Source organism: Halosegnis marinus (assembly GCF_029338355.1).
GTDB lineage: Archaea > Halobacteriota > Halobacteria > Halobacteriales > Haloarculaceae > Halosegnis > Halosegnis marinus.
Genome location: NZ_CP119802.1, coordinates 1913631 through 1932772 on the forward strand (window position 1 = coordinate 1913631; position 19142 = coordinate 1932772).

General features: G+C 72.7%; 25 protein-coding genes. 12 read left to right on the forward strand and 13 right to left on the reverse strand.

Annotation, left to right across the window (positions count from 1 at the left end; all coding sequences use genetic code 11):
- The first annotated feature begins 11 nt into the window (after positions 1-11).
- From paaA to P2T37_RS10660, 6 genes are read left to right on the forward strand one after another with little or no spacing between them, the layout of a single operon-like run.
- Positions 12-953, forward strand: coding sequence for a 1,2-phenylacetyl-CoA epoxidase subunit PaaA (paaA, locus tag P2T37_RS10635; RefSeq protein WP_276233911.1), 942 nt, complete (start codon positions 12-14; stop codon positions 951-953).
- A complete protein-coding gene (locus P2T37_RS10640) occupies positions 953-1291 on the forward strand; it encodes a phenylacetic acid degradation protein PaaB (RefSeq protein WP_276233912.1) in 339 nt (112 codons plus the stop codon). The genes paaA and P2T37_RS10640 overlap by 1 nt, the downstream gene beginning before the upstream one ends.
- Positions 1275-2120, forward strand: coding sequence for a 1,2-phenylacetyl-CoA epoxidase subunit PaaC (gene paaC, locus P2T37_RS10645; protein ID WP_276233913.1), 846 nt, complete (start codon positions 1275-1277; stop codon positions 2118-2120). Before P2T37_RS10640 ends, paaC begins: the two co-directional genes overlap by 17 nt.
- The gene (gene paaD / locus P2T37_RS10650) at positions 2117-2548 is read left to right on the forward strand and encodes a 1,2-phenylacetyl-CoA epoxidase subunit PaaD (protein ID WP_276233914.1); all 432 of its coding nucleotides are present in this window, start codon (positions 2117-2119) and stop codon (positions 2546-2548) included. Before paaC ends, paaD begins: the two co-directional genes overlap by 4 nt.
- Complete coding sequence (paaE, locus tag P2T37_RS10655; protein ID WP_276233915.1) at positions 2545-2715, forward strand: 1,2-phenylacetyl-CoA epoxidase subunit PaaE; 171 nt, start codon at positions 2545-2547, stop codon at positions 2713-2715. The genes paaD and paaE overlap by 4 nt, the downstream gene beginning before the upstream one ends.
- Before the next feature lie 51 nt (positions 2716-2766).
- Positions 2767-3576 (forward strand): DUF429 domain-containing protein, encoded by an 810-nt coding sequence (locus P2T37_RS10660; protein ID WP_276233916.1) that lies wholly within the window; start codon positions 2767-2769, stop codon positions 3574-3576.
- On the opposite strand, the gene P2T37_RS10665 is transcribed toward P2T37_RS10660, so the two are convergent.
- Both P2T37_RS10665 and P2T37_RS10670 read right to left on the reverse strand, forming a co-directional pair.
- A complete protein-coding gene (locus P2T37_RS10665) occupies positions 3561-4052 on the reverse strand; it encodes a TspO/MBR family protein (RefSeq protein WP_276233917.1) in 492 nt (163 codons plus the stop codon). The genes P2T37_RS10660 and P2T37_RS10665 overlap by 16 nt on opposite strands.
- A gap of 31 nt (positions 4053-4083) precedes the next feature.
- Entirely contained in the window at positions 4084-4932 is an 849-nt protein-coding gene (locus tag P2T37_RS10670; protein WP_276233918.1) for a VOC family protein, read from the reverse strand.
- A gap of 75 nt (positions 4933-5007) precedes the next feature.
- On the opposite strand from P2T37_RS10670, the gene P2T37_RS10675 reads away from it, so the two are divergent.
- Entirely contained in the window at positions 5008-6732 is a 1725-nt protein-coding gene (locus P2T37_RS10675) for a radical SAM protein (protein ID WP_276233919.1), read from the forward strand.
- A 1-nt stretch (position 6733) separates the two neighbouring features.
- Here P2T37_RS10675 and P2T37_RS10680 read toward each other — a convergent pair whose 3' ends face one another.
- Positions 6734-6952, reverse strand: a complete 219-nt coding sequence (locus P2T37_RS10680) for a CDGSH iron-sulfur domain-containing protein (protein ID WP_276233920.1) — start codon at positions 6950-6952, stop codon at positions 6734-6736.
- Positions 6953-7044: 92 nt separating this feature from the next.
- Between P2T37_RS10680 and P2T37_RS10685 the strand changes: the two genes are divergently transcribed.
- Positions 7045-7203 (forward strand): DUF7559 family protein, encoded by a 159-nt coding sequence (locus tag P2T37_RS10685; protein WP_276233921.1) that lies wholly within the window; start codon positions 7045-7047, stop codon positions 7201-7203.
- Positions 7200-7667: an Hsp20/alpha crystallin family protein gene (locus P2T37_RS10690; RefSeq protein WP_276233922.1), complete on the forward strand. Its 468-nt coding sequence runs from the start codon at positions 7200-7202 to the stop codon at positions 7665-7667. Before P2T37_RS10685 ends, P2T37_RS10690 begins: the two co-directional genes overlap by 4 nt.
- Before the next feature lie 5 nt (positions 7668-7672).
- On the opposite strand, the gene P2T37_RS10695 is transcribed toward P2T37_RS10690, so the two are convergent.
- Genes P2T37_RS10695 through P2T37_RS10705 form a run of 3 tightly spaced genes read right to left on the reverse strand, consistent with a single transcriptional unit; the run spans position 7673 to position 10380 of the window.
- Positions 7673-8791, reverse strand: a complete 1119-nt coding sequence (locus P2T37_RS10695; RefSeq protein ID WP_276233923.1) for an NAD(P)/FAD-dependent oxidoreductase — start codon at positions 8789-8791, stop codon at positions 7673-7675.
- A gap of 30 nt (positions 8792-8821) precedes the next feature.
- Positions 8822-9577 carry a creatininase family protein gene (locus tag P2T37_RS10700; RefSeq protein ID WP_276233924.1) on the reverse strand — a complete coding sequence of 252 codons (756 nt, stop codon included), beginning with the start codon at positions 9575-9577 and terminating at the stop codon, positions 8822-8824.
- Between the two features lie 29 nt (positions 9578-9606).
- Positions 9607-10380 carry a DUF7388 family protein gene (locus P2T37_RS10705; RefSeq protein ID WP_382211847.1) on the reverse strand — a complete coding sequence of 258 codons (774 nt, stop codon included), beginning with the start codon at positions 10378-10380 and terminating at the stop codon, positions 9607-9609.
- 118 nt (positions 10381-10498) lie between these two features.
- On the opposite strand from P2T37_RS10705, the gene P2T37_RS10710 reads away from it, so the two are divergent.
- Both P2T37_RS10710 and P2T37_RS10715 read left to right on the forward strand, forming a co-directional pair.
- Positions 10499-11455 carry an ABC transporter ATP-binding protein gene (locus P2T37_RS10710; protein WP_276233926.1) on the forward strand — a complete coding sequence of 319 codons (957 nt, stop codon included), beginning with the start codon at positions 10499-10501 and terminating at the stop codon, positions 11453-11455.
- Positions 11452-12276, forward strand: coding sequence for an ABC transporter permease (locus P2T37_RS10715; protein WP_276233927.1), 825 nt, complete (start codon positions 11452-11454; stop codon positions 12274-12276). Before P2T37_RS10710 ends, P2T37_RS10715 begins: the two co-directional genes overlap by 4 nt.
- Position 12277: 1 nt before the next feature.
- Here P2T37_RS10715 and P2T37_RS10720 read toward each other — a convergent pair whose 3' ends face one another.
- From P2T37_RS10720 to P2T37_RS10740, 5 genes are read right to left on the reverse strand one after another with little or no spacing between them, the layout of a single operon-like run.
- Positions 12278-12883: an NUDIX hydrolase gene (locus P2T37_RS10720; RefSeq protein WP_276233928.1), complete on the reverse strand. Its 606-nt coding sequence runs from the start codon at positions 12881-12883 to the stop codon at positions 12278-12280.
- Positions 12884-12936: 53 nt separating this feature from the next.
- The gene (locus P2T37_RS10725) at positions 12937-13389 is read right to left on the reverse strand and encodes a DUF7109 family protein (protein ID WP_276233930.1); all 453 of its coding nucleotides are present in this window, start codon (positions 13387-13389) and stop codon (positions 12937-12939) included.
- On the reverse strand, positions 13386-14480 hold the full coding sequence (locus tag P2T37_RS10730) for a glycosyltransferase family protein (protein WP_276233931.1): 1095 nt from the start codon (positions 14478-14480) through the stop codon (positions 13386-13388). The genes P2T37_RS10725 and P2T37_RS10730 overlap by 4 nt, the downstream gene beginning before the upstream one ends.
- Positions 14481-14521: 41 nt before the next feature.
- Positions 14522-15370 (reverse strand): hypothetical protein, encoded by an 849-nt coding sequence (locus P2T37_RS10735; protein WP_276233932.1) that lies wholly within the window; start codon positions 15368-15370, stop codon positions 14522-14524.
- A gap of 42 nt (positions 15371-15412) precedes the next feature.
- The gene (locus P2T37_RS10740) at positions 15413-16570 is read right to left on the reverse strand and encodes an MFS transporter (protein WP_276236170.1); all 1158 of its coding nucleotides are present in this window, start codon (positions 16568-16570) and stop codon (positions 15413-15415) included.
- Between the two features lie 125 nt (positions 16571-16695).
- Here P2T37_RS10740 and P2T37_RS10745 point away from each other — a divergent pair, with 125 nt between their 5' ends.
- Complete coding sequence (locus tag P2T37_RS10745; RefSeq protein ID WP_276233933.1) at positions 16696-16866, forward strand: HVO_0758 family zinc finger protein; 171 nt, start codon at positions 16696-16698, stop codon at positions 16864-16866.
- A 3-nt stretch (positions 16867-16869) separates the two neighbouring features.
- On the opposite strand, the gene P2T37_RS10750 is transcribed toward P2T37_RS10745, so the two are convergent.
- Entirely contained in the window at positions 16870-17934 is a 1065-nt protein-coding gene (locus P2T37_RS10750; protein WP_276233934.1) for an aldo/keto reductase, read from the reverse strand.
- Positions 17935-17978: 44 nt separating this feature from the next.
- Positions 17979-19124 carry a DHH family phosphoesterase gene (locus P2T37_RS10755; protein ID WP_276233935.1) on the reverse strand — a complete coding sequence of 382 codons (1146 nt, stop codon included), beginning with the start codon at positions 19122-19124 and terminating at the stop codon, positions 17979-17981.
- Positions 19125-19142: the final 18 nt, after the last annotated feature.

The following is a 19142-nucleotide window of genomic DNA, read 5'->3' on the forward strand; positions in this document are numbered from 1 at the left end:
AACAGGGAGGTATGGACATCGAGACGGTGAAGGAGCGAGCCGGGCCGCGGGAGTTCGGCCCGGGCGACGAGATGCCCGAGGAGTACCGGAAGGCCGCGACCCGGATGATTCAGTTCCACGCGAACTCCGAGATCATGGGCGCGCTCATCGAGCGGCCCTTCATCCGGCAGGCCCCCTCCCTCGAACGGAAGCTCGCCGTCTCCGCACAGGTGCAGGACGAGATCGGCCACGGCCAGCTGCTCTACCGGGCGGCCGAACAGCTCGGCGTGAAGACCCGCGAGGAGATGCTGGACGAACTCGCCGACGGCCGCGGGAAGTTCCTCAACTGCTTCCACTACCCGCTCGACCACTGGTACGAGCTGCCGATGATCATGTTCTTCGTGGACGGCGCGGCGATGCGCCGGCAGGCCTCCCTCAAGCGCACCTCGTGGGAGCCGTACGCCCACGCCATCGACAAGATCTGCTTCGAGGAGGGGTTCCACATCAAGCACGGCGAGGACATCCTCCGCGAGATAGCGACCGGGTCGAAGCGCGACCGGGAACTGCTCCAGGAGGCCTTCGAGAAGTGGTGGCCCCGCATCCTCCAGTTCTTCGGGCCGACGGACGACGCCTCCACCCACGGCGGCTTCGCCCAGGAGGTCGGGCTCAAGACGATGAGCAACGACGACCTGCGCAACGCCTTCCTCAACGCCTACCTCCCGAAGGCGGAGAAGTACGGGCTGGAGATACCGGAGTACCCGCGCATCGAGTACGACGAGTCGCGCGACCACTACGAGATCGAGAACGACGACCTCGACTGGGACGAGTTCGGCACGGTCGCCCGCAACGAGTTCCCGACGGGCCGCGAGCAGATCGACTCGCGGGGCCGCCGACAGGAGGCGGTCGAGTGGGTGCGCGAGGCGATACTCGACGACACGGCCGTCGCCGGCACGACCGGCGCGGCCGCCGACTGATGCGCTTCGAAGTGTTCCGCCAGGAGAAACGGAAGGACTACCACCAGCACGTCGGCGACGTGCACGCCCCGAACATGGAGCTCGCCAAGCAGTACGCGCAGGTGATGCACGCCCGCCGGAAGCCCGCGAACTCGCTGTGGGTCGTCCCGAAGGACGATATCGGTACGGTGGACGCCGACGAGATGGGCGTCGAGATGGGCGGTACGACCCAGAAGGAGTACCGCTGGGCGACGAACTACTCCACGGGACAGATGGCCGAGGAGATCGAGGACAGCCAGCGCGAGCAGGAGGACGCCGAGCGCGAACTGAAGGCGTCGAAGGGTGAGGGCGGTGACTGAGCTCGACCCCCGCGACCTCTCCGAGCGGGAGCGCGCCGCCGTCGTCGCCGAGCTGGAGACGCTCGCGGACGACCAGTTCGTCGTCGCCGAGCGGTACATCGACTGGCAGACGCGCGGTCCCACCCTCGAAGCCGACATCGCCGTCGCCAACATCGCGCAGGACGAGTACGGCCACGCCCGCCTCTGGTACGACCTGCTGGAGGACCTCGGTCGCGCCGAGGAGGAACTCATCTGGGAGCGCGACCCGGACGCGTTCCGCCACGCCACCCTGCTCGAACTCGACTACGGGAAGGGCGACTGGGCCGACTGCGTCCTCCGCGGCTACCTCTACGACACGTTCGAGTCGCTCCACCTGGAGTCGCTCGACGGCTCGACGTACCCCCGCATCGCGGACCGGCTCGGCAAGGTCCGCGGCGAGGAGAACTACCACCTCGAGCACACGGAGAGCTGGCTCGACCGCCTGACCGAGGACGTGGCGCCGGGCGACGAGGCGCTCGTCCGCCTGCAGGACGCGCTCGACCGGCTCTACCCCCACGCGCTGACGATGTTCGAGCCGACCGAGGAGGAGGAAGCCATCCTCGACCTCGGCGTCCGCTCGACGCCGCTCGCCGAACTCCGCGAGGACTGGCTCGCCGTCACGACGCCGTTTCTCGCGGGGCTGGGCCTCGACGTGCCCGAGCCCCGCCTCCCCGAGTCCGGGGTGCGCGGCCGCGACGGCAGCCACACCGACGACTGGCGCGGGCTCTACGACGAGTTCACGTACACCTACGAGATGCTCGGGCGCGAGCCGGCGAAGCTGATGGTCGACCCCGACGAGGTGGAGGGATGAGCGAGGCGCCCGAGGCCCCGTTCGACGGCCCGGAGTACTGCGGCTACACCGACTACGTCGAGGGCGTCGCCCCCGACGACCTCCCGAACACGGGCGCGGACGCGACCGGCCTCGAACGCGAGATATGGGACGCCGTCTACGAGATAGAGGACCCCGAGATGCCCGTCTCGGTCGTGGACCTCGGGCTCATCTACGGCGTCGGCGTGCGCGAGACGGCGGAGGGCACGGAGGCGACGGTGCGGATGACGCTCACCTACACCGGCTGTCCGGCCCGCGACATGCTCACCGACGACGTGCGCGAGGCCGCCGCGGGCGTCGCGGGCGTGGACGACGCCCGCGTCGAACTCGTCTGGTCGCCGGAGTGGAACCTCTCGATGGTGACCGACGCCGGCAAGGAGTCGCTGCGCGACTTCGGGGTGAGCATATGAGGGGGCAGCGACCCGACCCCTCGACGGAGACGGCCGAGACGGAGGCCGCGACGTGTCCGTACTGCGACGGCGAGAACACGACGCGCGAACACCCGAAGGGGCCGTCGCTGTGCCGCTCGATGCACTACTGCAACGACTGCGACGAGCCGTTCGAGGCGTTCCAGTAGGCGCGTCCGAACCGGAAACCGGTAGGTCCGGGCACGCGAACCGACGGACGAATGGCGGACACGCCCACCTTCCACGGCGTCGATTTCTCCGGGGCCGCCCGACCCGGCGACGACATCTGGCTCGCCACGGTCGCGGACGGCCGCGTCACGGCCTGCCGGTCCGCGCGCGAGGCGTTCGACGCGACCGGGCGCGACGACGTGCTGGGCGCGCTCCGCGAGTGGCTCGCGACGGCGGACGGCCCGGTCGGCCTCGACTTCTCGTTCGGCCTCCCGCGCGCGCTGCTTCCCCCGCTCGACGACTGGCCGGCGTTCCTCGCGTGGTTCCGCGACGAGTTCGCCGACGCCGACGGGAGGACGATGCAGACGCGCTTGAAGGACCGCGCACGCGCGGGCGCGACCGACGGCGTGGAACTGAAGCGCGCCACGGACGGCCCGGTCGGCGCGTCCTCGCCGTACTCGTTCATCACGCGCTATCAGACGCTCCACGGGGTCCGAGACGTGCTCGCGCCGCTGGTCCTCGACGGTCGCGCCGGCGTCGAACCGCTCGCCCCGGCCGACGGCCCGACGCTGTGCGAGATATACCCCGCGAGCGCGCTGCGAGCGCTCGACCTGCCCGACGAGCGCTACAAAGGGGGGGCTCACGCGGGCGAGCGCGCGCGGCGCGAGCGCATCGTCGCGGGCCTGCGCGAACACGTCCGTCTCGACGACGCGACCGCCGACCTGCTCGTCGCCGAGGGAGGCGGGGACGCGCTCGACGCCGTGGTCGCGGCGCTCACCGTCTCCCGTGTCGCCGAAGCGGGCTTCGCCGTCGACGCCGACCGCTACGACCCGCTGGAGGGGTACATCTACACGCCGAGGTAGATGGCCGCGTTCAGCACCGCCGCGAACGACACCCACGCGAGGTAGGGAATCATCAGCGCGGCCGCGCGTCGGTCCACCCGGTCGAACGCGACCATGGTGGCGACGATGGCGACCCACAGCGCCGCGATGACGGCGAGGCCGAGCCCCGGGCTCCGCAGGCCGAAGAAGGCCGGCGTCCACGCGACGTTGAGCGCGAACTGCACGCCGAACAGCGCGAGCGCGCGGGTGCGTGCCGCGCCCGCGTCGGCGCGCCACACCCGGAACAGCGCGACCCCGAGCAGGGTGAACAGGATGGTCCACACGACCGGGAACGCGATCGTCGGCGGGAAGAAGAACGGCTCGTCTATCCACGAGGTGTCCGCGCCGACGAAGGCGGCCGGGAGCGCGCCGACGGCGTTCACCGCGACGACGAACCCCGCCGCCGTCAGTACGTCACCGCGCGGCGGGAGCGAGAGCCCGCGTGTCCCGAGTTCCATGCCCCCCGTACGCGCCCCCGGAACGTAGCCGTTACTCAGGACGCAGCCACAGGCGGATGCCGTCCGGGTCGGCGACGGTCACGCCCCCGTCGTCGCGCTCGGGGTCGTAGCCGGCCGCTCGGAGGCGCTCCTCGGCCGCGGCGAGCGCGTCGGCGTCCGGGAGGACGAGTTCGAAGACCGCGAGCCCCAGCCCGGTCGCCGGCTCGGTGCAGCCGTACCACGTGTTCAGGCCGACGTGGTGGTGGTAGTCGCCCGCGGCGACGAACAGCGCCTCCGGGGCGCCGTCGCGCACCCACTCGTCGCGGACGCCGAACCCGAGCGCGCCGACGTAGAAGTCGCGCGCGGCGGGAACGTCGGAGACTTCGAGGTGGACGTGGCCCACGTCGGTCCCGTCGGGGACCGTCGCCGCGCCGTCGCCGTCCGCGCGCAGGGCGTCGGTGTCGAGCGGGAGCGAGTCCATCTCGACGCCGCCGTCGTCGGTCCGGGGCCACTCCCCGCGCGGGCGGTCGCGGTACACCTCGATGCCGTTCCCCTCCGGGTCGCGGAAGTAGAGCGCCTCGCTGACGAGGTGGTCCGACGCGCCGTCGAGGAGCCACCGGCGCTCGATGCGCTCGACGGCCGCGCCCAGCGCCGTGCGGTCCGGCACCCGGAACGCGACGTGGAACAGCCCCGTCTCGTCGTCGCCGCGCTCGGGGCGGTCGCTCGCGCGCAGTTCGAGGAACGGGTCGCCCGTCTCGGCGCCGAGAAGCGCCCGGTCGTCGCTCCGCTCGCGGAGTTCGAGCCCCACGACCCGCTCGTAGAAGTCCGCGAGGCGGTCGAGGTCCGCGACGGCGAGCGTCACGCGCCCCACACGCGTCCCCGCCGGGAGGTCGTCGTCCATGCCCGTCCATGCGCGCGCCGGGAGAAAAGCCCGCGGACCGGCGGCGTTTTACTCCTCGACCCGCTTCGTCCGACAATGAAGGACCCGGCCGACCTCTCCGTCACGCTCGTGGACGGCTACGTGGACGAGCCGGCCCACTTCGGCGTGCCGCCGTACATCTCCACCTACCCGCGCTACACGGCCGGCGCGCTCGTGGACGCCGGCGTCCCGGCGGAGCAGGTGACGTACCACACCATCGACGAACTCCGCGAGGACCGCGCCAAGTGGCGCGACGTGGAGGAGGCGGACCTGTTCGTCTACATCGGCGGCATGACCGTCCCCGGCAAGTACGTCGGCGGCACCCCCGCCGAACCCGACGAGGTGCGCGAACTCGCGTGGGTCGCCGACGGCACGACGCTGATGGGCGGCCCGGTCCGGTTCGGCGTCGGCGAGGAGAACGCCGGCGCACAGGACATGGAGCGCGACGACCTCGACTACGACTTCCTCGCGATGGCCGACGTGGAGGCCGCCGCCTACGACCTCGCACACGGCGGGCTGGAGGGGTTCGAGAACCGCTACCGCTCGAACGAGGAGGTGGCGCGGTGGGCCGCGAAGGGCGCGTTCGTCGTCGAACAGCACCCGAACCACCCCGACTACCTCATCTGCGAGATGGAGACCTCCCGGGGGTGCGCCTACCGATGCTCGTTCTGTACGGAGCCGATGTACGGCGACCCCGCCTTCCGGACGGCCGACGCCGTGGTCCGCGAGGTGGAGAGCCTCTACGACCGCGGCGCGCGCCACTTCCGCATCGGCCGGCAGGCCGACATCCTCGCGTTCGGCGGCGACGGCGAGGCCCCCAACCCCGACGCCCTTCGCGACCTCTACGGCGGCATCCGCGAGGTGGCGCCCGACCTCGGTACGCTCCACCTCGACAACATGAACCCCGTGACCATCGTGGACTACCCGGAGAGGTCGCGGGAAGCCATCGAAATCATCGCCCGGCACAACACCGCGGGCGACACCGCGGCGTTCGGACTCGAATCGGCGGACCCCGTCGTCCAGGAGGAGAACAACCTCCTCGTCACCGCCGACGAGTGTCTGGAGGCCGTCCGCGTCGTCAACGAGGCGGGCGGCTGGCGGCCCGGCGAGGACCCGTCGAACGCCCCGTCTCACGGGCCGGACGCCCCGAACCGCCTCCCGAAGCTCCTCCCGGGCATCAACCTCGTTCACGGGCTGATGGGCGAGCGCCCGGAGACGTACGAGCACAACAAGCGCTTCCTCCGCGACGTCTACGACGAGGGGCTGATGCTCAGACGCATCAACATCCGGCAGGTGATGGCCTTCGAGGGGACGGAGATGGCCGAGACGGGCGCGGACATAGCCAAGGAGCACAAGCGGAACTTCAAGGCCTACAAGCGGGAGGTGCGCGAGGAGATAGACAACCCGATGCTGAAGCGGGTCGCCCCGGTCGGCACCGTCCTCCCCGACGTCCACTTCGAGTACCACCAGGACGGGCGGACCTTCGGCCGGCAACTCGGCACGTACTCGCTGCTCGTCGCGGTCCCGGGCGAGCGCGAACTCGGGCGGACGACGGACGTGGCCATCACGGGCCACGGCTACCGCTCGGTGACGGGCGTGCCCCATCCGCTCGACGTGAACGCCGCGTCGATGGACGAACTCACGGCCGTCCCGGGTATCGGCTCGGGCACCGCGGGCGACATCGTCGTGAACCGCCCGTACGCGGACCTCGGAGACGTGACCGCGGGCGAGGCCGACCTGCGCGACTTCTTCGCCGTGCGCTCGCCCGGCGACGCGGACTGATCTAGTCCTCGACGAGGAGGTTCACGCGCCGCCGCTCGCCGCCCTCGTACTTGTAGCGGACGCCCGGTTCCTCTCCCTCCGTGGCCCGGTGCGACCCGTCGCAGAAGGGACGGTCGTCGGAGAGCCCGCACATGCAGACGGCGATGTCGCCGTACTCCTCGTCGATGTCCGAGGCGTCGAGCCGGACCGGCCCCGTCGCCTCGTGGGTGACCTCGCGCATACCCGTGGGTGTCCGCCCGCGGGCAAGACGGTTTTCCCGGCGGGATTGCGACAGCCGGGACGTTCAAGAGTCGCGCGGGCCTACACCGGCATATGCCGAAGACCCTCGAAGCCGTCTGCACGCGCGACGACTGCGACCTCGACATGTTCGAACTCCACTACACGTACGACATGCCCGACGGGACGGGGCTGGAGGCGTTCACCTGCCCGTACTGCGGCAACGCCGACGGGCTGGAGGAGCTGACGCCATGACGGACCTACGAGAGATCGGCGAGTCGGTCGGCCGCCGGATGCTGGAGGGCGCCGGCCGCGTCTCCGCCCGCGTCCAGGAGGAGCGCCCGCTCGCCGCGGACGTGCTGGAGGGCGACGGCGCCTACCTCGTCGTCTTCGACGCGCCCGGCGTCGAGATGGAGGACGTCCAGGTCCGCTTCGAGGACGGCGCGGTCCACGTCCGCCTCGACCGCTTCCGCGACGTCCACGACGGCTACGAGATGGTGTTCCCCGGCCGCGGCCTCACGCTCGAAGGCCGCGCCGACCTCCCGGCCGGCGCGGCCGTGGAACCGACCCGCGCGGAGGCCACCCTCACCGAGAACGGCGCGCTCCGCGTCGAGGTGCCGAAGGTCGTCGCCGAGTCGGACGGCGACGACGAGGACGCGCCCGAGTCCATCGACGTGGGCGACGACGGCGATGACGCGGACGCCGACGACGAGGAGTAGCCCGCCTACCGCCGCTCCACGTCCATTCCCTCGACTATCTCGAACTGTTCGTCCCCGTCGAACCGGCGGGGGTCGAACCCCTGTATCCCCTCCCCCTCGCCGAGTACCTGCGCCGCCAGCCGCTCGGCTACCGCCGGCGCGCGCATGAAGCCGTGGCCCTGCCACCCGGTCGCCACGTGGACGCCGTCGGCGAGTTCGCCGACGAGCGGGTCCCCGTCCGGCGTCGCGGTACACAGCCCCGCCCACGAGCGCGCTTCCGGCCACGACCAGCCGAGCGCGCGCTCCTGATACGTCACGCAGTCCTCGCGGAAGTCCGTGTCCGCCTCCCGGTCCCAGTCGTCGGGGTCCTGCTCGACCGGCTCCGTGCCGTTCCCGACCAGCAGTCCCTCGCCGTGGGGCCGGAGGTAGAAGCCGTTCGTCGCGTCGAACAGCATCGGCGGGTCGGCGTCCGCGGCTTCGGTGACGAGCGCCTGCACGCGGTACGGCTTGACCGGTATCGGGGCAACGTCGCGCACCACCTCGCGGGTGTGGGCCCCCGCGGCGACGACGACGGCGTCGTGTTCTTCTATTCCGTCCGCGGTCCGCACGTCACCGTCCTCGGTAAGCGTCGCGGGCGTCCCCTCCCGGATGTCCGCGCCGCGGGCGCGCGCCAGCAGGCCGATGGTCTTCGTGTACGACTCGGGGTCGGCGTAGCCCGCCGACTCCGCGACGGCGGCGACGGCCACGTCCCCGCCGACGACGCCCGGGAACCGCGCCGCGACCTCCTCGCCCGACAGCGTCGTCACGTCGAGGCCGTGGTCGCGCATCCGTTCGGCCTGTTCGCGCACCTCGGCCGCGCGCCGCTCGTCAGCCTCCTCGCCCGTCTCCCGAACGAGCCACACGTACGGGCAGTCCGTGAACGCGAAGCCGCCCCCGCCCGCGAGGCCGCGGAACCGTTCGAGCGCCCGGGTCGCCAGTTCGGCGTCGCGGCGGTCGGAGAAGGCGTCGTAACAGAGGCCCGCCGCCCGCCCGCTCGCGCCGGCCGCGAGTTCGTCGGCCTCGTACAGCGTCACCTCGGCGTCCTCGGCGAGGTCGTACGCGAGCGTCGCGCCGACCGCGCCGCCCCCGACGACTGCGATATCCATACGCGGGGTGGCGACCCCGCCCACTTCGCCCTACCGGTGCGGCTCCGGGAGCAGGTCGGCGAACGGCTCGGCCGCGAGCCAGTCGACCAGCGCCGTCAGCTCCGCGAGCGAGGCGTCGAACAGCTGTTTCCCGGCGTCGGCGCTCGCCGCCGTCGGCGTCCCCACCGCGCCGCCCTCGGAGAAGTCGGCGGTGTCGAACCCAACGTCCGCCCCGTGGACCTCGCGGCCCCACGACTCGGCGGCGGTCGCCTCCGCGTCCGCGACGCGCTCCTCGTCCACGAGGTCGCGGGCGACGTGCAGCACCATGCTCGTCTCGACGGCGTTCGCGTGGCCCAACCCCTCACCGAGCAGGTCCTCGGCCAGCGCCGGGTCGTAGCCGTCCCACCAGTTCCACGGGACGGCGAACGCCGTCTCCTCGCGGCGGAGGGTCCGCGCCGCGCGCCGGAGCGCGTCGTCGTTGCCACCGTGGCCGTTGAGGAGGACGACCTTCCGGGTTCCGTGCTCGGCGAGCGACGCGACCGTCTCGCGGACGGCGCGCTCGAAGGTCTCGGGCGACAGCGACAGCGTGCCGTGGAACTGCCGGTGGTGGTCGCTCACGCCGACGGGGAGCGTCGGAAGGACGACGGAGTCCGCGCGGTCGAGCGCGTCGGCGAACGCTTCCGCGACGAGGTGGTCGGTTCCCAGCGGCAGGTGCGGGCCGTGCTGTTCCGTCGAGCCGACCGGGAGGACCGCCACCTCGGGGTCGGCCTCGGCGACGGAGCGCGTCGTCTCGCGTGCGAGGTGCATGGTCGCCCCTCGGACGCCGGGGCCAAAAGTCAGCCGCGGAACTCGTCGAGGCCGCGGGCCGGGTAGCCGACGACGGTATCGACGCCGGCCTCGCGGAGTTCGGCCACTCGCTTTGCGACCTCGGCGACGCTCCCGACGAGCGCGTAGTCGCGCACGGCCTGCGAGAGCACCTCGCGGGCGCGCCCGCCGGCCGTGCCGTCCGTCGTCGCGCCGTCGGGGAGCGCGCGCTTCACCGGGCCGCGGCGCGCGGCGTACCCGCCGACGGCGTCGAGTATCTCGTCCTCCTCGTCGGAGAGGACGACCGGGGCGTACAGCGCGAGGTCGCCGTCGAAGCCGGCGGCCCGGAGCGCCCGGACCTCCCTGCCCGTGCGCCGCGAGAGGAGTTCGTACTGCGGGCCGCCCGCGGCCATCGCCAGCCGCTCGACGCCCTCGGTGCCGACCCACGCCTCCGGGGCCGTCTCGCGGGCCGCGCCCAGCCGCGGCGCGACGGCGCGCTCGCGCTCGGCGTCGGTCAGGTACGCGGGGTTGCCCGCGACGAGGACGCGTTCGACACCGTCGGGGAGGGGGAGCAGCGAGTCGTCGCCCAGCGGGTCGAAGCCGTCCGCGCGGACGGGCGTCGTGACGGACAGGCGGGTGTGGGCGGCCAGGTCGCGCAGGGTGTCCCCGTCGGGGAACGCCTCGCGCCCCTCGTAGTCGACGTTCACGAGCGGCGCGTCGAGGTCGGCGACGCGCGCGAGGTCGTGTTCGAGCGGCTTCACGGCCACGCCGTCGAGGTCCGCCCGGGCGAGAGGGGTGTGGCGCAGTCGTGTCACTACCCGAATCCGGCCGTGCCGAGGGCTAAGGGTGTCGGTCGGCGCAACACTCTCGGCGTGAGAGTGTCAATCAGTACTAGTTCAATATCCGAGAGGACGAAACGCGCGTATGGCCGCGATAGAGCTCTCACACCTGACCAAGCGCTACGGCGACGTCCTCGCGCTCGACGACGTGTCGCTGACCGTCGAGGCGGGCGAGGTGTTCGGTTTCCTCGGACCCAACGGGGCCGGCAAGTCCACGACCATCGACGTCCTGCTCGACTTCGTCCGGCCGACGAGCGGGAAGGCCCGCGTGCTCGGCTTCGACGCCCAGCGCGACGGCCTCGACGTCCGGCGGCGAACCGGCGTCCTCCCCGACGGCTACCACGTGTACGACCGGCTCACGGGCCGCCAACACGTCCAGTTCGCCGTCGACTCCAAGGGGACGGACGACGACGCCGCGGCGCTGCTCGACCGGGTCGGCATCGCCGACGCCGCCGACCGGCCCGCGGGCGGCTACTCGAAGGGGATGCGCCAGCGCCTCGTCCTCGCGATGGCGCTGGTCGGCGAACCGGACCTGCTCATCCTCGACGAGCCGTCGACGGGGCTCGACCCCCGTGGCGCGAGCGAGATGCGCGACATCATCCGCGCCGAGGCGGCGCGGGGCGCGACGGTGTTCTTCTCCAGTCACATCCTCGAACAGGTCGAGGCCGTCTGTGACCGGGTCGCCATCATCGACGAGGGGCGGCTGGTCACCGTCGACACCATCGAGGGCCTCCGGGCCGCGATGGGCGACGGCGATACCCTCACGCTCACCCTCGACGCCGTCCCCGAGGGGCTCGCCGAGGCGGTCGGCGCGGTCGACGGGGTGTCCGCCGTCGCCGTCGACGCCGACGCGCGCCGGGTGACTGTTCACGCCGACGGGCCGGCGAAGGCCGCCGTCGTGAACGCCGTCGGGACGCTCGACGCGACGGTGCTCGACCTCGCCACGAGCGAGGCGTCGCTGGAGGAACTGTTCATGTCCGCGACGGCCGACGAGGACGCGGCCGCGCCCGACGATGCCGCGCCCGCGGAGGTGGCGCCGTGACGTGGACCGTCGTCGCGCGCAAGGACTTCGCCGACGCGGTGCGCTCGCGCGCGCTGTGGGGGCTGACGGCGCTGTTCGTCCTGCTCATGGCGGGCCTCGCCGCCGTCTACCGGTACGTACAGGTGGAACTCGCGGGCGCGGGCGAGGTGGAGACGCTGAGCCTGCTCGTCTTCCTCGCGGGGCCGGCGACGCTGTTCGTCGCCGTCGCCACGCTCGTCGTCTGTTACAAGGCCGTCGCCGGCGAGTCCGAGAGCGGGAGCGGAAAGCTCCTCCTCGGCCTGCCGCACACCCGCCGGGACGTCGTGGTGGGGAAGTTCGTCGGCCGGAGCGCGGTCCTGCTGAGCGCGCTCGCGGCCGGCCTGCTGGTCGCGCTGGTCGTCGTGGTGGCGCTGTACGCGGACTTCTCGGCGACCCAGTACGCCGCCTTCGCGGCCGTCACGGCGCTGTCCGCGCTCGCGTACGTCGGGCTGTACGTCGGGCTCTCCGCGACGACCACCTCGACGAGCCGCGCCACCGTACTGACGGTCGGCGCGTTCCTCGTCGTCCAGTTGCTGTGGGACGTGGTCGCGCTCGGGATAACCGTGTTCGGCCCCGACGTCGTGAGCGCCGCGACCGCCCAGCGGGCGGCCGTCTTCGTTTCGACGCTCGTCCCGAACGGCGCGTACCAGCTCGTCGTGGGCGCCGTCGCCGCCGACGGGTTCCTGCCCGCGGCCGGAACCCCCTTCTACGGCGAGGGGTGGTACGGCGTCGTCGTACTGGTGGTGTGGGCAGTGGTGCCCGCCGCGCTCGGCTACCTGCGCTACCGCACGCTCGACCTCTGAGCTACACCGGGAAGTCGGCGTCCGGGTCCACGACCCGGTCCACCTCGGCGGGCATCTCCCAGCCGCAGGCGAGTTCGAGGAACTGCACGAGCATCCGGCCCGTCGCGCCCCACACCGTGTAGCCGTCCACGCGGAAGAAGTGGAGGCGGATGTCCCCGTAGTGGGGGTGGTCGCGCCGCTCGCTCTCGTAGTTGGCGAGGTCGGTGAGTTCGTCGATGGGCAGGAGAACGACCTCCGCGACCTCCCGCTCGTCCGGTACCCACTCCTGGTCGGGGACGCGCGCGACGAACGGTCGCACCGAGTAGCTGGTGACCGTCGCGATGTCGTCCAGCCGGCCCACGACCTCCACGCCCGTGGAGTCCATCCCGACCTCCTCGTTCGCCTCGCGGAGCGCCGTCGCGAGCAGGTCGTCGTCGGAGGGTTCGCGTCCCCCGCCGGGGAAGGACATCTGGCCGGCGTGCTCGCCGAGGTGATCGGCGCGCTTGATGAACAGCAGGTGGAGGCGCCCGTCGCGCTCGACGACGGGCACGAGGACGGCGGCGTCGCGCTCGCCCTCCGTCGCCGGCACCGGCGTGTGGGCGCGGACGCGGTCGAGCGCGAGGTCCATACCCCGACGACGCGGCGACGGCCCATAAGTCGCCCGCCGGCGGTCGGTCCCGACTACGCGAGCGCGTCGTCAAGCCGCGCGCGGAGGTCGGCGAGCGCGAGGTCACCCCACGCTTCGAGGTCGTAGCTCACGTCCAGCAGGCGGCGTATCTCGTCGTCGTCCTCCGCGGCGACGGCGCGGGCCACGTCCCCGCGGAACCGCTCCTCGGCGGCGCGTTCGAGCGCCGCGCGGTCGGGCGCGCGCGACTCCACGTCGAGGATGTGCGGCAGGTCCTCCGCGCCCTCGGGCAGGGCGGGGAACGCCGCGGGGCCGACGGCGAGGTAGCGGTCGCCGTCGCGCTCGTAGCCGACGAGCGCGTACGCCTCGACGGCGGCCTCGACGTCCGACTCGGGCACCGCCTCGTCGCGCCGGAAGCCGTACTCCTCGCGGGCGCGGTCGAGTTCCGCGGGCCGGAGCGCGCCGAAGAGGTCCACGATACCCGCCACCTCGTCGGGGGACAGCGTCACCGTATCGCCTCCAGGTCCGCCGCCGCGGCCTCCCGGACCGCTCCCGAGTCGAGCGTCGTCTTGCGCCACGCGGGGAGGCGGGTGTCCTCGCCCGGCGGCGCGACGGCGTCGGCGTACTCCGCGACCTGCGCGCGCTCGTCGGCCGGGTCGTAGTCGAGGCCGTTGAACGCGGCGTCCGTCCCGTAGGCGCGGACGAGCGACTCGGCGGCCGCCTCGTAGCGGTCGGGGAGCGTGTCGTAGTCCGGCTCGACGCCGCCCGCCTCGACGGCGCGGAGGAGCGCGGCCGACACCTGCTCGCTCATCGTGGAGAGGCCGGCCGGCCCGGAGACGGCCCGGTGGTCGTGTTCGTGCCGCCCGAGGTCCACCTGTGCGGTCCCCTCGACGCCCGCCTCGGCGTAGGCGTCCCCGAGCGTCCCGACCTCGAGCCCCCAGCCGCGCTGGACGCGCAGCGACCGCACGAGGTCGCTCGTCGCCGCGAACTCCCCGGCGAGCGCGTAGCGGAAGGCGTTCAGGTAGTCGAGCACCTCCGCGCCGGGATGGGCGTCCGCGAGCGCGCGGACCAGCGGCCGGTAGAACAGGCGGAACAGCCGGCCGTAGAGCCGGCCGTTCTCGACCCGGGCGTAGTACCCCTTCGAGAAGGCGAAGCCGCGGTCGAGCGGGAACAGCAGGCGGGGGACGTGCGCGTCGGTGTAGGTGGTCGCGTCGGCGTCGTGGACGACGACGTACTCCGAGTCGGCGGCGACGCCCAGCCCCAGCCACACGTCCCGGCCCTTCCCCCGGGGGCCGGTCAGCCCGTGGTCGTCGAGCAGGTCGGCGAGGCGGGGGCCGTCACACCACAGCGTCTCCACGTCGAGGGCGAAGCCGTCGAGCCAGTCGGCCACCGCGGGCGCGGTGTCGGCCTCCGCGCGCAGGGGAACGACGACGCGCTCGGGGTCGACGCGTTCGAGCGCCGAGAGGACGCGCTCGGCGGCGAGCGAGGCGTGTTCCCGCTCCGTCATCGGGACGACGACGGCCGCCCGCTCGGTCGGGGCGTCCGGGCGCGCGTCGCCGAAGTCGTGGAGCGTGGCGACCCGCTCCTGCACGTATTCCATCGCCCGTATCGAGGCGCGCGGCCCCCTTAGGTCACCCGGCGTCAGACCGCGATGCGCCGCGGGGTGTCCGGGTCGGGGAACAGGACGACGTAGGGGTCGCCCGAGGTGTTGTCCGGGCACTCGCTCGCCACCTCGACGGGGAACGTCTCGCCGGAGACGTTCCGGCCGTTGACGTTCAGCTCGACCGGGAACCGCCGCTCGCCGAAGCTCAGGACGTGTTCGTTGTAGCCGTCGTCCACGTACGCGCGCACCTGCGCCTCACGGGTTGGCTCGCCCGGTTCGGTCTCGAATCGGTACGCGCTCCAGTCACCGGCCGTACAGGCGTTGTACTGCGGGGCCTCGACGCGCTCGGGGAGCGGCGTCGGGTTCGAGGCCACCAGCGTGGCGACCGTGAGTCGGCCGTGGCGCTCGTCGCCGGTCGGGACGGTCACCTCCGACTCGGCGTCGAGGTCGTACGTCAGGCCGCCCGTCCCCACGTCCACCGCGACGACGGCGACGGCGAGGACGAGCAGGACGGCGAAGACGGCACGCGCCCGGCCCGGCGTGGCGAGCCGCCCGTCCTCGTCCAGCCGCTCGCGCAGGAGGAAGATGGCGAGCGCGACGACGAGCAGCGCGGCGACGACGGCGGCGCTGCCCGCCCGGAAGACGCCGACGACGCGCGCCACGAGGCCGACGACGGTGACGACGACGACGGCGTAGCCGACGAGCATGAGGGTGCGGTCGTCGTCGCGCTGGCTGACGGCGAAGACGCCGCCGGCGAAGGCGAGGACGGCGGCGACGGTCGTGACGGGCGAGAGCCCGGTGTCCACGCTGAACATGAAGAAGAGGACGGCGACGGCGGCGATGGCGCCGGCCGCCACGTCGAAGAGGGTCTCGGAGTCGAGGTCCATACGCGGACGTCCGTCCGACCTGTCATATAGTCGGGGGAAAGCTCACACGCCCGTTTGACTCTCGCCGACCCGCCCCACGGGGAGTCGCCCGGCGAGGTACAGCGCGACGAGCGCCGCGAGGACGACCGTGAGACCGGCCGCGAAGGCGGTGTACATGGCGTCGAAGGTGACGCCCGACTCGGTGAGCGAGCCGACGACGCCGCCGCCGAAGGCCTGCGGGAGCATCATCGTCGCGGAGTAGGCCGTGTACGCCGACGCGCGGTGGCGGTCCGGGAGCGTCCCGAGCAGGTACGTGTCCACGGCGGGGAACAGCGAGTGGATGGTGTAGCCCAGCACCACGGAGAAGACGACGAGCGGCCACAGCCCCGTCACGTGCGGCAGGACGAACAGACAGGCCGTGAAGCCGGCGACGACGGCGAGCAGGAGGGGAACGTTCGGGACGCGGTCGGCGAGCCGTCCGGTGAGGAAGAAGGCGGGGATGCCCGCGGTGAACAGCACCGAGAGCATCAGGCTCGCCGTCTGCGGGTCGAGGTCCTTCGCCTGCATGTACGTCGGGTAGTAGTTGAACAGGCCGTTCCAGACGAAGCCGACGGAGCCGGTGACGAGCACGCCCGTCAGGATTATCGGCAACTGCGCGCGGGCCGCGCCGAGCAGGTCGCGGTCGTCGCTCCCGGCGTCGGGGAGGTCGGCGCGCCGCCCCACGAGGTAGAGGACGGCGGTCGTGAGCGCGGCGACGACGGCCACCACGAGGAACGTGGAGCGCCAGTCGCCGAACGCCGCGACGACGGCGATGACGATGACCGGCGCGCCCGCGGCGGCGGTCTGGGAGGCCATCCCGTGGATGCCGAGCGCGCGGCCGACGCCCTCGGGGAACAGTTCCGAGACGAGCGGGTTCGCGGCGATGAAGTAGACGCCCGAGGCCAGCCCCATCAGGAACGCGCCCGCGGCGAGCGCGGGGACGTTCGGGGCCGACGCCGTGAGCGTCGCCGCCGCGGTCAACACCCCGCCCGCGCCGACGACCACCGTGTGGCGGTCGATACGGGTGAGCAGCCAGCCGGTCGGCACGCGCGGCAGGGCGCTCCCGAGCCACGCGGCGCTGGCGACGACGCCGAGCGAGCCGACCGTGACGCCGAAGTCCGCCGCGATGTACTCGAGCAGGGGCGCGAACACCACCCGCGCGAGGTTCACGAGGAAGACCATCGAGCAGAGGGAGGCGAAGAGACGACGGCGGGACACGGCTGCGCTTCGCCGCGGGGCCGTTAGAGGCTGTCGAAGCCGGCCGCGCGGCCGCCGCGCTTTAAGTGACTGCCCGCATAGGTCGGGGCATGGACACCGTTCGACAGGGACTCCGCGCCGGGGACATCGAGAAGGACACCTACGAGCGGCTCATCTGCACCCACTGCGACGAGAACCTCGCGACGAAGGACAGCGAGGACGGGGTCGGGAAGGTCCGGTCGTGTCCCGACTGCGGCCGCCAGTACAAACAGATCGGGTAGCGCTCACTCGAACACCTCGTCGAACGCGTCGGCCCCCAGCGGCGGGAAGGTTCCGGCGGCGACGTTCTCCGCGACGTGTTCGGGCGACCCCGTTCCGACGAGCGCCGCCGTCACGCCCGGCGCGGAGCGCGCGAAGTTGATGGCCCGCTGGGCCGACGTGTCGCCGTCGAGCCGCGCCGCGACGGCTTCCGGCAGTCCGTCGGCCAGCTCCCCCTGCATCAGCGGCGCGCTCGCGAACACGTCGAGGCCGGCCTCGTGGGCGAACCACAGCGCGCTCTGGGGGCCGTCGGCGCTCTCGTGGCTCTCGACGGTGAACGCGTCGGCCATGTGGACGTTGAACGGGAGCTGAATCGCCCGCAGGTGCGTCGAGGTGGTCCCCGCGGCGTCCGAGGCGGCGCGCGCCCGGCGGACGACCTCGGGGAGCGAGAGGTACGAGGGGTGGTCGGCGGGGACGCGGAACGCCTCCCACGTCGCCACGCCGTAGTGCCGGAGGTCGCCCGCGGCCGCGCGCTCCTCGAGCCGCGTGAAGGCCGCCTCCAGCGCGTCGTACACCGTCTCCCGGTCGTGTTCCTCCAGCTGCGTCTCGGGGTTGTGGACGTAGTAGAGGTCCACGGCGTCGAGGCCGAGGTTCTCCAGCGAGCGGTCGAGCTGGCCGTCGAGGTAGCCCGGCTCGATGCAGTTGCCGCGGACGAACTCGCGGCCCGGGTACGTCTCGCGGACGTAGGTGCCGGGGTCGTCGGGCCGCTCGCCGTCGAACGGGACGAAGCCGCCCTTCGTCGCCACGAGGACGGCATCGCGGTCCACGTCGGCGTCGGCGAGCGCTCGCCCGACGACGCGCTCGGAGCGCTGGTGTCGGTAGTTCACCGCCGTGTCGAGGAGGTTCACGCCGCTTTCGAGCGCCTCGACGAGCGCCGCGTGGTACCGCTCGTCCGCCCCGTCGGTCGCCTCGCCGAGGTAGGTGCCGACGCCGACGGAGGAGACGAGGCCGTCGCCGAACCGGCGGAAGTACGTGCGGGCGAACGACTCGTGGAAACGGTTCCGGTAGGCCCACGACGCGTCGCGCTTCATACCGCGACGTGGACCGCGCGCCGCAAAACGCCGCCGGTCCCGCCCTACGCCTCCTCGCCGTTCATCGCCGTGAACAGCCGGTCGGCCAGTTCCGGCGGGGCGACGCCGTCGTCCGGGACCTGTCCGCCGCCCATCCGGGCGTGGCCGCCGGCCCCCGCGTCTATCAGCTCCGCGACGGCCAGTTCCAGGGCGTGGCCCATGTGGACCCGGTCGTCGCGCGAGCGCCCGGAGAGGTGATAGACGCCGTCCTTCTCCCCGAAGACGACGACGGCCGTCGCGCCCTCCAGCCGGAGGAGTTCCTCGGCGGCCTGCGGCACCGTATCGACGTTCGACACCGTCCCCACGTCGCTGACGACGAACGGCATCCGCACCGTCCGCTCGCGGATGGCCCGGGCCTTCACGTCGAGCGTCTCGGAGTCCACCGGGGGGTTGGCGATGCGGTCGAGCACGTCGCCGTCGATGGCCGGGAAGAGGAACTCACAGCAGTCGAACTCCGCGGCCGAACAGCCGCGGCTCAGATACGTCGTGTCCGTCTGGATGCCGTACAGCAGCGCCGAGGCGACGCCGGCCGGCAGCCGGGCGTCCCCCTCCCCGTCGGGCGTCATGCCGACGCCGCGGAGGTACTCCGTGACGATGGTCGCACAGGCCCCGTAGCCGTCGCGGACGTCGGTGAACGCCGTGCCGACTCCGTCGCCGGGGTGGTGGTCCACGACCGCCAGCGGCTCGACGGTCTCCGCGCCCTCGAACCCCCGCGGCTCGTCGTGGTCAACCACCACGACCGCCTCGCCGAACAGCTCCGCGGCCTCGGTGACGCGCTCGAAGTCCAGGTCGAGGACGGTCCGGAACGCCCGGTTCTCGTGGCGGCGTATCTCCCCGGGGTAACACAGGCGCGTCTCGGTACCGACCGTGTCGGCGAGGTGTGCGAGCCCCAGCGCCGACCCCATCGCGTCCGGGTCGGGGTCGGGGTGCATCAGTATCGCCACGGAGTCGTGCTCCGCGAGCGTCCGGCGGAGCCGCTCGCCGGGGTGCCGCCGGAACCGCCTGAGGGCGAGCACGGCCAGCGCGACGAGGACCAGTCCGACGACGACCGCCGCCGCGAACAGCTCCGGTCGCTGTTCGACGGCCGTCCCGACGGACCGGACCGCCCCCTCGGGGGCCCACGCCGCGCTCCCGGCCGGCGCCGTTGCCATACACCGCACGTCCCCGCC